Genomic DNA, 12,418 nt, shown 5'->3' on the forward strand with positions numbered 1-12,418 from the left:
AGTGAATTGAAAAGAGTACGCTTGGCGCCCCATCTGTTACGCAACAGAGGCGCTTTGCGAACGCCGATGGTGGCGCTGGCTTAAGCGTGCCATCAAAACACCGGGTACCAGCGCGGCTGCGGCCAGACCGATCAATTCCCACTGGCTAAGCGGCACCATCCCACCACCCGGTAGCGCCAGTAGTAGGCCAGCGATCAGTATCAGGGCACGAATCACGATCTCTTGCAGTGCGCCATAGCCCAGTCGACCAACCCCCATCAGGTAGCCCTGCATGGCAGAGGCAAACAGGATGATGCCGATGACCGCCTGGATAAAGACAGCCACGATCATCAGCGGCGCGCCCTGCATAATCAGCGCGGGGTTGAGTACGAATAGGAAGGGAATAAAGTAGATCACGCTACCCAGACGCATCGCCTGCAGGCCCGTTTCCATGGGGCGTGCACCGGCCACGGTCGCGGCGGCAAAGGCACCTAGCGCTACCGGCGGGGTAATAAAGCTCAGCATGCCCCAATAGAGAATGAACATATGGACTGCCATGGGATCAAGGCCGCCGCCTTGAATCAGCGCAGGTGCGAGCGCCACTGCCAGGAAGATATAGGCGGCGGTAACGGTCATGCCAATACCCAGCACAAAACTGGTAACCGCTCCCATAATCAGCAGCAGCGGAACGCTGCCGCCGGCAATATTGATAAAGTCGTTAGCGATGGTGCCAGAAAGACCAGTCATCGAAAGCGCACCCACCAGCATGCCCACACCGGCCAAAATAGCGATCAGCTCGGCAAATAGCTTGGCGGCAGAGGAAAGCGTATCGGCCACGTCCTTCCAGCCCCAGCGGTTATGTTTGGAAAGCTGGTTGAGCACCAACAGCAGCGCGGTGGCGTAGAAAGGTGCCACGGCTTCGCGCTGCATAATCAGCAGCATCCAAACTAATAAAGCAAAGACAAAAATAAAGTACCAACCCTCTTTGAGGGTTTGCCAAAGCGAAGGCAGCTCAACGGCGGGTAGGCCTTTAATGTCGTGGCGAGCTGCATAGGCATCGATCTGAATAAACAGACCCAGGAAATACAGAATTGATGGAATCACGGCAGCCAGCGCTACCGCGGAGTAGGGAATGTCGAGAAACATGGCCATAACAAAAGCGGTTGCGCCCATCACCGGTGGCATTAACACACCGCCGGTTGAAGCGCAGGCTTCCACACCTCCGGCAAAAGAGCGGCTCATGCCAATACGGCGCATCGCCGGAATTGAGAGCACGCCGGTAGTCAGCACGTTACTGATCACGCTACCGCTCATGGAACCCATCAGGCCGCTGGAGAAAATCGACACCTTCGCGGGGCCGCCGCGCACATGGCCCAGCAGCGCAAATGCCAGGTTGATAAAAAACTTACCGCCGCCGCTTTTTTGCAGCACGACACCAAAGACCAAAAAGCCGATCACCAGGCCCGCGAACGCCTGCAGCGGCACCCCCATGATGCTTTCGGTGCTCATGGTGTGGTACATAGCAGTCTGTTCTAGAGTCGAAGGAAACGCCTGGATAGGGCCGGGGACGATATCCGCCACCAGCGGGTAAAGAGAGAAGACCCCCGCAATGATAGCAATCGGTAAACCGCCTGCCCGGCGGGCCGCTTCGATAATGAGCAGCCAGTAGGCATAGCTGGCATAAATAGCGATCTCAGGCGCAGAAAACGCCCAGCCGCGCTCTAAAATAGGGACTGCGTTATAAACAAAATAGCCGCCAACGATTAGCGTTATAGCGCTCAATAGGTAGTCGTACCAAGGGATAGGCTGTTCTTGTTGGCGACTGCGCATGGGCCAAAGCAAGAAAACCAGCGGTAGCAGTAGTGCCACAACGGCATAGTAGAACTGCGTTTCCAAGCCGGTTACGAACGTCAGTAAGCCTATGTTGAAAAGATAATCCAGCGTCATCGCCATCAAGATGACGGTGATCGTGGCGGGGATCCAGCGCAGCGCAGGGGGAAGCTGACGAATTTGGCTGATTTTTTCTTTAACCTGCTGATTATTGGCAGGTGAGGTATCTGTGGTCATGAGGGCATCCGTCAATCAGCAGGGGGCGGCAAGTGCCGCCCCGTGGCGTATTACTCGAAGATCGGTTCGAAACCGGCATCGCTAAGCGCGGTGGCTCGGGCTTCCATCCAGTCGGCAGTAAACGCCTCGTCATCACTGGGGGCGTCTTGCATAAAGCTTTCCCAGGCGCTTAGCAGTACATCCTGACGTTCAACCAGCTTATCCTGATGGGCCTGCATTTCATCAGTCCATACGTCGATCTCTTTGTAGTACTCCACGACCGCATCGTGGAACGGCACTACCCATTGAAGATCTTGCTGTTCCAAGGCGTAGCCAAGCGCCCCTGGGGCGTTATCTTTGTAGTCGTCGAAATTTTCCTGCATGGCCTTGATTAGGCCATAAGCGACGTTGTCATCCAGGTCTTTGTTGGCGACCACAATGGGGTATGGGTAGCTAGCGCTGGGCACCGGGTTTTCGGCGCTGATGCCACCAGCCCCAGACGTGACTTCGTGCGGGCGGAAGTAGGGCGCAACGGCGGCCATGCGCTCCCAGCCTGCTTCGTCGTTGGGGTCTAGCACTGGCCAGCTAATGCCGCGCGGACTACTGGCCAGCTGCTGGGCTGGCGGGGTCACCGTGGTGGTAAAGGAGGCATCCACATCGCCAGCGATAATGCCGTCGAACGAGCGCCCGTAGCCGGGGTAATCAACCCGCTCTACGTCATCCCAGGTCAAGCCACCAAAGGCAAGGTAAGCTTCGGTGCCTTTATTGAGCGCATCGTCACCGCGGATATAGGCGATGCGCTTGCCGGCCAGGTCAGCGGGCGTTTCAACGTCCAGGTCGCCCGCAACCGCAAGAGAAAGACCAAAAGAGGCAGTGGAAGTGGTAATGACGCGTAGTGGCTGAGGACCCCAGTCGCGGTCGGCAAACATCATTACCCCTTCAGCGCCGTAGTAGCTGGCGATCCCGCAGGCGCAAAGGTCAACGCGCCCCTGCTTCAGCGGCGTCATCCGTGAAACATCGTTGTCCCCCGGCAGGATACGCACTGATGAATCGTATTTGTTCTGCAGCATATTGCCGATGGCGACGGCTTGGGCATAGCCACTTGAGTTAGTGCCGTAGGCCGTCCAGGCCATGGTGCCGGGGAGTTCAATGTCACTGGCATGGCTGACTGCGGCGCCGAGTAGCGATAAAGGTAAGGCGGCGATGAGTAGGCGGTGAGCAAATGGATGCATTGGGATGCTCCTTTATTGTGGTTGTGCTTAAGGATTTAGTTACGTTTTGCTACATAGTGTTTTGCTATGCGGTACTTGGTTTTGCTAAGTGGTCGGCTGATAGTAGAGAAGCCGCTGGGTGGCTGTCAATGCCGTTATCAGTAGCGGCTCTTAGTACCGATAGACAGGTATAAAAAAACCAGGCAATTGCCTGGTTTTTCAGCGTGGTAGCGAGTGCTGTGCGGTTAAGAAAATTCGCGCCAAGCGGCGTAAGTGCTTAGAAATACCCGTCCGGTAAGTGCATCCAGGAAGTCGCTCTTCTTGAGTTGATCCATTACCGGGCCTTTGACCTCGGATAGATGCAGTTTTACATCGGAGTCTTTTAAGCGGGCGTTGATGGCATCCAGGCTTTCTAGCGCCGAGGCATCAATCAGGTTAACCGCCGAACAGATCAATACAACGTGCTCAAGCTCGGGGTGGCTCGCTACCAAGTTATAGACGGTGTCTTCCAGGTAGCGGGCATTGGCAAAATAGAGGCTCTCATCAATGCGCAGCAGGGCAACGGTATTGACCGTCTCGACATCGTGGCGGGTAGTATTTCTAAAGTGTTCGGTGCCGGGGACGCGGCCTACCAAGGCGCTATGAGGGCGGCTGGTGCGGTACAAAAATAGCGCAATAGAGAGCGTTACCCCGCTGATGATGCCCGCCTCAACGCCTTCGCACAGTGTCAGCAAAATCGTCACCGCCATGGCGGCAAAGTCGCTGCGGGAGTAGCGCCAGGTTTGCCGCAGCATGGGGATGTCCACAAGCGTCAAAATCGAAACGGTGATCGTTGCGGCCAGGGTCGCAATAGGCAGGTAGTAGAGCCAGCCAGTGAATGACATGGTGACCAGCGCAATACCTAGCGCCGCAAAGGCACCTGCCGCAGGCGTTTGTGCGCCTGCATCGTAGTTGATGACCGTGCGGGATAACCCCCCAGTGACCGGCATGCCGCTGGAAAGCCCGGCGGCTAAATTGCTGGCACCAAGGCCCACAAGCTCCTGATTGGGAGAGATACGCTGGCGCCGCTTCGCGGCCAACATCTGGCCCATGGAAACCGACTCCACAAAGCCGACCAGGCTAATCAGCAGCGCGGGGATCACAAGTGCCCGCCACAGTGAGTAGTCTCCCAAAGGAAAGCTCAGTGCGGGTAACCCGCCTGGAATTTGTCCCACAACGCTGACGCCTTTATCGCCCAACTGCCAGTACCAGGTAACCAGGGTGGTAATCACGACGGCAAACACCGGCCCTGCTTTGGCAATCAAGTCTGCCAGGGTGCGTGGCAAGCCCATTGAGTGCAGGGCGGCTTTACCATGGCGTCGCATAACGATCAAAAACAGCAGCGTTCCACTGCCGATCAGTAAGGTGGGTAAGTTGAAAGTGGCTAAATTGGGCACCAGGGTGACAAGGCGTTCCACTAGGGTAAAGCCACTACTCTCAACCCCCAGCAAGCTGCCCAACTGGCTAGCGGCGATCAATATGCCCGACGCCGTTAAGAAGCCGGAAATAACCGGGTGACTGAGAAAATTGCTGAAAAAGCCCATCTTTAGCAGCCCCATGACCACCAGCATGCCACCGGAAAGCAGGGACAGGATGAGCGCTGCCTGTAAATAAGTCTCTGTGCCTGTGACCGCCACGGAGGAGAGTGCGGCACCGGTCATCAACGCGATGATGGCGACTGGCCCGACGGCAAGGGTCTTGCTGGTGCCAAACAGGGTATAGACCAGTTGCGGCAGGATGCTGGCGTAGAGGCCCACCACTGCAGGCAGTCCGGCTAGCAGCGAATAGGCCAGCGACTGGGGAATGACCATCACCGTGACGATCAAGCCCGCCAAGAGATCGGCCCCAAACAGGCGTTTATGGTAGTGGGGTAGCCACGTCAGGATCGGCAAATAGCGCTTTAGCATGGGTTCCAGGTGTTATCGGAGTGGCAGAATAAAGAGAGTAAGGGATATTCCATTTTATTGCAGTGCTTATATTCATTTCTACTGCGGTAAGCCGATGATGAACCAGCGCTTATACACTTTCGTTCTGCCCCCAAAGTGCTACTTCTTTCATTAGCGTAACACGCTAAGCTTAGCCACAAAGGGGAGTTAAGCCCCCTCAAATAGGGTTGTCGATACTCAATAACGTCAATAAAAAGAGTACTGCTCATGCGCTTGCTGCGATTGTTAGTTCCGGGGATTTTGTTGGCGCTGTCCGTAGGTCTTGTCGTACAGGGCGGTGTCTGGATTTATCTTGCGCTCCTCTTCGCCGCACTGGGGGGCGGCGCTGTAATGCTCAGTGGGTTTGAAGGCGTGTATCGGGCCGACCAACGTCGCCTTGAGCAGCGCAAGCGTGGTTTTAAGCCCCTTCGTGACTACCGTTCGTTACGTGGTATGGCGTACCGGTTAATGAATCGCGCCAGCAGTACCGCGATTGCCTCGGCAGAAGTGTCACACTATGCCGACCTGATGGATCAGCGCCTTTCCAAGCAAGAGGCCATGGCCCGTGAGGCTTCATCGAGCATGACGGCGATTAATGCGGCCATTATGCAGGTCAGTGCCAGCGCCAGCCAAGTGGCGGCACTGGCAGAGAGCGCCCGAGAAGCTAGCCATCACAACCATGCTGAGCTGGACGATATTATCCAGGATATGAGCGACGTGGCCGACCGTTCCAACCAAGCATTGGAAATGCTGACTGCGCTGAACGATAAAATTGAGCGCGTGCGCAGCGTCACCTCCATGATCGAGGATATCGCCGAGCAGACCCATCTGCTATCGCTCAATGCGTCAATTGAAGCAGCACGTGCGGGGGAGCACGGGCGAGGGTTTGCGGTAGTCGCGGGTGAAGTGCGTAATCTGGCGCTAAAGACCTCAACCGCGACCCAGAGCGTCGATGAATTAGTTAAGGATATGCACCAGAGTGGTCAATCGGTGGTCGCTACCATGAGCCAGTTAATGACCCGCATCAGCGAGCGTTCCAAAGGACTGCAAGTGGTCGGCAATAGCCTGGGGACAATGACCCAGGAATTCGATCAGGTGCAGAGCGAAATTACCCGGGTTGCGGATGCGATGGAGAACACACGCCAGCATAGCCAAACCGTGGCGGATGGTCTTAGCCAGCTAGAAGATGATGTGGATGAAGGCAACCGCAATATGCACGATTTGGCCGAGCAGGCGCGGGCGCTGATGGAAGCCGCAGAAGGCGTCGATGGGGAACTGGCTCAACAGCATTTAGAAGGGCGCCACCAGCAGGTGTTCCGCGCGGCACGCTCAACGGCCAATAAATTGGGCAAGTTGCTGGAAAAAGCGATAGCCAACGGGGAGCTTTCAGATACCCACCTGTTCCAGCCCCAGTATGAACAGATTCCGGGTACGCAGCCGCCACAGTATACAACCGGCTTTGATAGTTTCACCGACAGGTATCTACCTGATCTGCAGGAGCCTTTGCTCACTCAGTTAGGTTTGAGCTACGCCATTGCCTGTGACCGTAAAGGCTATGTGCCTACCCATAACAAGGCAGTTAGCCTCGCGCCAACCGGTGATTACGCCCACGATCTAAAATTCTGCCGCAACAAACGCATTTTCGATGACCCTACCGGCAGCCGCTGTGGCGCTCATGAAAAGCCGTTACTGCTGCAAACCTACAAGCGCGACACCGGCGAGATCATGCACGACCTCTCGGTACCGGTGTATGTACAGGGTAAGCACTGGGGCGGTTTCCGGGTTGGCTACCAGCCTGAACGGGAGACTGTAGCGGCGCCTGCACTTGAAGCAGGCGCCGCTACTAGCGCAACGCCAGCGCTTGCGTTAGCTGGTCGCCGAGTAGCGCGGGCGTGATTGCCACGCCGACCAGGAATAAAGCGCGAGCCCGATCCAAATCAGCACAAAAGTGGCCAACTGGATAAGGCCCAAGGGCTCGCCGAACACGGTTAAGGCAATCAGAAACTGAATGCTGGGGTTGATGTACATCAAAAACCCCAGGGTAGCCAAACGTAGTCGGCGGGCCGCGCCTGCAAAAGCCATAAGTGGTAGCGCGGTCAAGGCACCGCTGGCGATGAGTAAGCTGGTGGTTGAAGTGTTCTGTAAAAAATGTGAATTATCGTTCAAGCTTAACCAGGCCAAGGCAATTAGGGCGAGGGGGAAGAGCAGCAGGGTCTCCACAAACAGCCCCGATAGGCCGTCCAGCGGCACTTGCTTACGAAACAGCCCATAACTGCCGAAGCTTAACGCCAGCATCAGGCTAATCCAAGGCAGTTCACCCAGCATCACAAACTGGATGGCAATGGCCACGCTGGCCAGCCCCAAGGCGACCAACTGCAACTTTGCCATCACTTCCCGCAGCACCAGCATGCCCAGGGCGACATTCACTAGCGGCGTTAAGAAGTAGCCCAAACTTGCCTGCAGTACCTGCTTAGACTCCACTGCATAAATATAGATACCCCAGTTAAACGCAATCAATAGCGCGCAGGCCAACACGCGGCCAAGCCGCTTGGGTTCACCCAGTGCAGTGACCACCGGCGGCCAGCGGCGCAGTAAGGTAATCAAGCCGACCAAGAAAAGACACGCCCAAATGATACGGTGAATCAATATTTCAAAGGCGGGAACGCCGTCAAACAGGGCAAAAAAGAGCGGAAAGCAGCCCCACATAGTGTAGGCGGTTAGCCCAAACATAACGCCTTTGACGGCAGCGGGATCGCGTGTTGGAGTAGGAAGCATAGCAGCCTCATTATTTAAAGATGCTAATCTAGCATAAACTTTGCAATCACACTGGCGGAATGGAGGTGTTCAATGAGTGACTCTGGGAACAGCCAACTTAGCAGCACACTAGTGCAGTGCGACCTGCGCTGGGAAGACCCCCAGGCCAACCACGCCCATCTTGAACAGTTGCTAGGCGAACTGGATGGCCGCGATACGGATTTGATTGTATTGCCGGAAATGTTTGCCACTGGCTTTACCATGAACTCCCGCGAGATGGCCCAGCCGATGGCAGAGAGCCAAAGCGTTGCTTGGCTACAGGCCCAGGCGAAGGCGCGTAACTGCGTGATGACGGGCAGCGTGGCGATTGAAGAGCAAGGCGAGTTTTATAATCGCTTGATCTGGGCCACCCCAGAGGGCGACTTAACCCACTACGACAAGCGCCACCTGTTCCGTATGGCCGGTGAGCATGAGCGCTATGGCATGGGTAGTGAGCGCAAAGTGGTGGAACTCAACGGCTTTAAACTGCTGCTCAGCGTTTGCTATGACCTGCGTTTTCCTGTGTGGATGCGCCAGCAGCCAGCAGAGGGAGAGCATTTCGAGTATGATGCGCTGCTGTGTATTGCCAACTGGCCAGCACCGCGTCGTCACCCTTGGCGCACGCTGCTACAGGCCCGTGCGGTAGAGAACCTAAGCTATGTGATTGGCGTTAATCGCGTTGGAGAGGATGCCAAAGGACTTGCCTACAGCGGTGACTCCTTATTGGTCGACTTCAAAGGCGAAGCGTTAATTGATAAACCTGCCCATACCCCGTTTATAGAGACGGGCACGCTGGATAAAACTGCCCTTGATGCTTTTCGTGAAAAATTTCCTGCCTGGCAAGATGCCGACCATTTTAAGCTGCTGCCAGGAGTGGGTTAATGATGCGCCTTGATCGCTTTTTGAGTGAAACCTCACCGTTAACCCGCAGCCTCGCCAAGCGGGCACTCAAAAATGGCGAAGTGACCCTGAACGGTGAGCCGATCAAACAGTCGGCGACCCAAATCGATACCGATAATGATGTGGTGGTACTCAACGGCGAGCGGCTAGCGCTGGTAGGCGTTCGCTACATTATGCTGCACAAGCCCGTCGACGTTGAATGTAACGCCCGCCGCGGTCTCTACCAAAGAGCAATCGATCTAATTGATCTACCCAAAGCGGATCGGTTGCAGCCGGTAGGGCGGTTAGATGTAGATACCACGGGCTTACTGCTATTAACCGATGATGGTCAGTGGTCTCACCGCGTCACATCTCCGCGCCATCGCTGCGCCAAGGTGTATATCGCCGAGCTAGCGGAACCCATGGAAGGCGCCGCGGCGGAGTGGGCGATTGGCCAGGTCGCCGATGGCCTGATGCTGGATGGGGAAGAGACACCGACCCAACCTGCAACGTTAAGACTTCTTTCGCCTACCCAGGCGGAGCTCACCATTACCGAAGGGCGCTATCACCAGGTGAAGCGGATGTTTGCCGCCCTGGGAAACCATGTGAACTCACTGCACCGAAGTTCCATCGGCGATTTAGCGCTGGATGAGAACCTGGCGCCTGGCGAGTGGCGGGAATTAACCAGCGACGAAATCGCGCTTTTCTGAGTGCCGGTTTAAGGTCTGCTTTAGCCGCTTCCTCAATGGGTGAGCGGCTTTATTTTTAATTTAATATTTATACCGTTATCTTATGTTTTCGCCCCACGTTATTGCCTGGAGATTGTGCGAATCAGGTGGAAAGTCGTGAGCGGAAACTGCCTTACAGCAGTTCCGTTAGCCGTTGCTTCGTCTTAAGGGGCTAGGTGGGCAGCGGCAATCAGCGCTTGGGTATAAGCGTGCTGGGGCGCTGAAAGCACCTCTAAGCAGGGGCCTTGTTCGACCACTTCGCCATCCTTGAGCACCATAATGCGGTGTGCCATGGCGCGGACAACGGCTAAATCATGGCTTATAAACAGATAGCTAAGCTGCCGCCTCGCCTGTAGGTCACGCAGTAGCGCGACTAACTGCTTCTGCACGGTACGATCTAGCGCTGAGGTCGGCTCATCAAGTACCAGCAGCTCCGGCTCTAGGATAATCGCTCTGGCTACTGCAATGCGCTGGCGCTGACCACCGGAGAACTCGTGGGGATAGCGGGCGGCACAGCTTTCGGGCAAACCTACCTCGTGCAGGGTTTGATTAACCCGCTGGGCGACTTCTTCAGTGGTGAGGTGAGGGTAGTGAAAGCGCAGGCCCTCACTAACGATATCGAACACCGGCATACGGGGTGAGAGGGCGCCATAGGGGTCTTGGAACACCATCTGCAGCCTGTGGCGCTGACGGCGCAACGCATCGCCGGTCAGGGAACTTAGCTTATCGGTACCAAGGCTAACCTCGCCATGGCTGGTAACCAGTCGCATGACCGCCGAGGCCAGCGTGGTTTTACCCGAACCGGACTCGCCCACAATGCCCAGAGTCTCTCCCGGCGCAATATGGAAATCGGTTGGTTGAACGGCTACAAAAGCGGGCGGCTGGCGCTTAAATAAGCCGGTTTTAGGGCGCTTAAAGCTGACGCTTAACTGACGAGCGGTTAATAGCGGCGCTGTTTGCTCAATGGCTTGGGGCCGACCCTCCGGCTCGGCAGCCAGTAACGCTTTGGTGTAATCACTCTGCGGATGCTGAAAGACCTGCTCCACCGGGCCGATCTCCTGAATACGGCCCTGGTACATTACGCAGATGCGATCTGCGTAACGGCGCACCAGGTTTAAGTCGTGGCTGATAAACAGCATACCCATGCCATGGTGATCGCGCAGTTCACGCAGTAGAGCCAGAATCTCTTGCTGTACCGTCACGTCCAGGGCGGTGGTGGGTTCGTCGGCAATGAGCAGTGAGGGGTTGTTGGCAATCGCCATGGCGATCATTACCCGCTGGCGCTGCCCACCCGAGAGCTGGTGGGGCCAGGCGTCCAGCAGTTCGTCCGGGCGCGGTAGTTTTACTTGTTCTAACAGCTCTTTGCTGCGCTCACGGGCCGCCTGGCCGCGCAGTCCTTGATGCAGCCGTAACGCTTCACCGATCTGCTTGCCCACGCGATGTAGCGGGTTGAGCGAGGTCATCGGCTCCTGGAAGATAAAACCGACGCGATTACCGCGTATAGCGTTCCACTCAGTTTCCGTTAAAGTGGCCAGATTGGTATCACCCAGCCAGCGTTCGCCCTGAACGCTAGCGTTACTGGGCAGCAGATTTACCATACCCAGCGCCAATACCGATTTACCCGAGCCGGACTCACCGACAATTGCCAGGGTTTCACCCGCATTAAGAGTGAGCGAGAGTGAATGCACTACCGGGTTGCCATCAAAGGCGACATCAAGGTGTTCAATGCGCAGCAGGGGATTAGGCATGCTGAGTCTCCTGGGCAGGCCCAGCTTGGCGCTGCTGTACGTGACGAGGATCAAAGGCATCGCGCAAGCCTTCGCCGATAAAGACCAGCAGCGAGAGCATGATCGCCAGGGTCATAAACGCCGTGATACCCAGCCAAGGAGCGTGAAGATTATTTTTACCCTGGGCTGCCAGTTCACCTAGTGAGGGAGCGCCGGGGGGCAAGCCGAAACCGAGGAAATCCAGTGCAGTGAGCGTGCCAATGGCACCGGTAAACAGAAACGGAATAAATGTCAGCGTCGCGACCATGGCGTTGGGCAGCACGTGGCGCCACATGATCAGGCGTGACGGCAAGCCCATGGCTTTGGCCGCGCGCACGTACTCAAGATTGCGCGCGCGCAGGAACTCGGCGCGCACGATATCCACCAAGCCCAACCATGAGAAAAGCAGCATAATCCCCAGTAACCACCAAAAACCTGGCTGAACAAAGCTGGCCAAAATAATCAGCAGGAACAGCACCGGCAAGCCGGACCAAATTTCGGTGAAGCGCTGCCCAATCAAATCAATTTTGCCGCCAAAGTAGCCCTGCACGCCGCCCACCACAACGCCGATGACTAACGACCCTGCGGTGAGTACCAGGGCAAAGGCCACCGAAAGACGAAAACCATAAATGACCCGTGCCGATACATCCCGCCCCTGGTCGTCGGTGCCCAGCCAGTGGCGGCTATCCGGTGGAGCCGGGGAAGGGCGGGTCATATTCATATCCAGAGTCTGATACGAAAACGGAATGATAGGCCACAGTGCCCAGCCGTGATCTTCAATTTGCTGCTGAACAAAGGGATCCAGATAGTCCGTCCGGGTCGGCAGGAAGCCGCCAAACTCGGTTTCTGGGTAGTCCACCTGCATGGGAAAGTACCACTGGCCTTCGTACTGCATAATGATCGGTTTGTCGTTGGCAATCAGTTCGGCAAACAGGCTAACGATAAACAGCGTGGCAAATAACCAGAGTGACACCCGGGCACGACGATTGGCTTTAAATGCGGCCAGCCGACGGCGAGTGATAGGTGATAAGCGTGACGATAAAGCGGCCATT

The 12,418-nt window shown here is 56.2% G+C and carries 9 protein-coding genes; 3 read left to right on the plus strand and 6 right to left on the minus strand.

All coding sequences use genetic code 11. From position 1 onward, the window contains the following. Positions 1 to 36: 36 nt before the first annotated feature. The 3 genes from ACT3UM_RS19600 to ACT3UM_RS19610 all read right to left on the minus strand — a co-directional run bounded on the left by ACT3UM_RS19600 (position 37) and on the right by ACT3UM_RS19610 (position 5,182). Entirely contained in the window at positions 37 to 2,046 is a 2,010-nt protein-coding gene (locus ACT3UM_RS19600) for a TRAP transporter permease (RefSeq protein ID WP_498901639.1), read from the minus strand. 50 nt (positions 2,047 to 2,096) lie between these two features. Continuing rightward, complete coding sequence (locus tag ACT3UM_RS19605) at positions 2,097 to 3,257, minus strand: TAXI family TRAP transporter solute-binding subunit (RefSeq protein WP_498901641.1); 1,161 nt, start codon at positions 3,255 to 3,257, stop codon at positions 2,097 to 2,099. Positions 3,258 to 3,481: 224 nt separating this feature from the next. Beyond that, complete coding sequence (locus ACT3UM_RS19610) at positions 3,482 to 5,182, minus strand: SulP family inorganic anion transporter (protein WP_498901643.1); 1,701 nt, start codon at positions 5,180 to 5,182, stop codon at positions 3,482 to 3,484. A 246-nt stretch (positions 5,183 to 5,428) separates the two neighbouring features. Between ACT3UM_RS19610 and ACT3UM_RS19615 the strand changes: the two genes are divergently transcribed. Continuing rightward, the gene (locus ACT3UM_RS19615) at positions 5,429 to 7,096 is read left to right on the plus strand and encodes a methyl-accepting chemotaxis protein (RefSeq protein ID WP_498901645.1); all 1,668 of its coding nucleotides are present in this window, start codon (positions 5,429 to 5,431) and stop codon (positions 7,094 to 7,096) included. Here the strand turns inward: ACT3UM_RS19615 and rarD are convergent. Further along, positions 7,067 to 7,975: an EamA family transporter RarD gene (gene rarD / locus ACT3UM_RS19620; RefSeq protein WP_498901647.1), complete on the minus strand. Its 909-nt coding sequence runs from the start codon at positions 7,973 to 7,975 to the stop codon at positions 7,067 to 7,069. The genes ACT3UM_RS19615 and rarD overlap by 30 nt on opposite strands. 72 nt (positions 7,976 to 8,047) lie before the next feature. Here rarD and ACT3UM_RS19625 point away from each other — a divergent pair, with 72 nt between their 5' ends. Next, positions 8,048 to 8,875 carry an amidohydrolase gene (locus ACT3UM_RS19625; RefSeq protein WP_498901649.1) on the plus strand — a complete coding sequence of 276 codons (828 nt, stop codon included), beginning with the start codon at positions 8,048 to 8,050 and terminating at the stop codon, positions 8,873 to 8,875. A 2-nt stretch (positions 8,876 to 8,877) separates the two neighbouring features. Continuing rightward, positions 8,878 to 9,582, plus strand: coding sequence for a pseudouridine synthase (locus tag ACT3UM_RS19630; RefSeq protein WP_035583370.1), 705 nt, complete (start codon positions 8,878 to 8,880; stop codon positions 9,580 to 9,582). Positions 9,583 to 9,764: 182 nt separating this feature from the next. Here the strand turns inward: ACT3UM_RS19630 and ACT3UM_RS19635 are convergent, their stop codons facing one another. Then, positions 9,765 to 11,348, minus strand: coding sequence for an ABC transporter ATP-binding protein (locus ACT3UM_RS19635; RefSeq protein WP_498901651.1), 1,584 nt, complete (start codon positions 11,346 to 11,348; stop codon positions 9,765 to 9,767). Beyond that, positions 11,341 to 12,417, minus strand: a complete 1,077-nt coding sequence (locus ACT3UM_RS19640) for an ABC transporter permease (protein ID WP_498901653.1) — start codon at positions 12,415 to 12,417, stop codon at positions 11,341 to 11,343. The genes ACT3UM_RS19635 and ACT3UM_RS19640 overlap by 8 nt, the downstream gene beginning before the upstream one ends. Position 12,418 lies beyond the last annotated feature (1 nt).

The organism is Halomonas sp. AOP13-D3-9 (assembly GCF_052379125.1).
Taxonomy (GTDB): domain Bacteria; phylum Pseudomonadota; class Gammaproteobacteria; order Pseudomonadales; family Halomonadaceae; genus Vreelandella.

What these genes read in the sequence shown, in the direction of transcription:
- ACT3UM_RS19600 (WP_498901639.1), bottom strand. Translation starts at nt 2,046, where the DNA reads ATGACCACAGATACCTCACCTGCCAATAATCAGCAGGTTAAAGAAAAA.
- ACT3UM_RS19605 (WP_498901641.1), bottom strand. Translation starts at nt 3,257, where the DNA reads ATGCATCCATTTGCTCACCGCCTACTCATCGCCGCCTTACCTTTATCG.
- ACT3UM_RS19610 (WP_498901643.1), bottom strand. Translation starts at nt 5,182, where the DNA reads ATGCTAAAGCGCTATTTGCCGATCCTGACGTGGCTACCCCACTACCAT.
- ACT3UM_RS19615 (WP_498901645.1), top strand. Translation starts at nt 5,429, where the DNA reads ATGCGCTTGCTGCGATTGTTAGTTCCGGGGATTTTGTTGGCGCTGTCC.
- rarD (WP_498901647.1), bottom strand. Translation starts at nt 7,975, where the DNA reads ATGCTTCCTACTCCAACACGCGATCCCGCTGCCGTCAAAGGCGTTATG.
- ACT3UM_RS19625 (WP_498901649.1), top strand. Translation starts at nt 8,048, where the DNA reads ATGAGTGACTCTGGGAACAGCCAACTTAGCAGCACACTAGTGCAGTGC.
- ACT3UM_RS19630 (WP_035583370.1), top strand. Translation starts at nt 8,878, where the DNA reads ATGCGCCTTGATCGCTTTTTGAGTGAAACCTCACCGTTAACCCGCAGC.
- ACT3UM_RS19635 (WP_498901651.1), bottom strand. Translation starts at nt 11,348, where the DNA reads ATGCCTAATCCCCTGCTGCGCATTGAACACCTTGATGTCGCCTTTGAT.
- ACT3UM_RS19640 (WP_498901653.1), bottom strand. Translation starts at nt 12,417, where the DNA reads ATGGCCGCTTTATCGTCACGCTTATCACCTATCACTCGCCGTCGGCTG.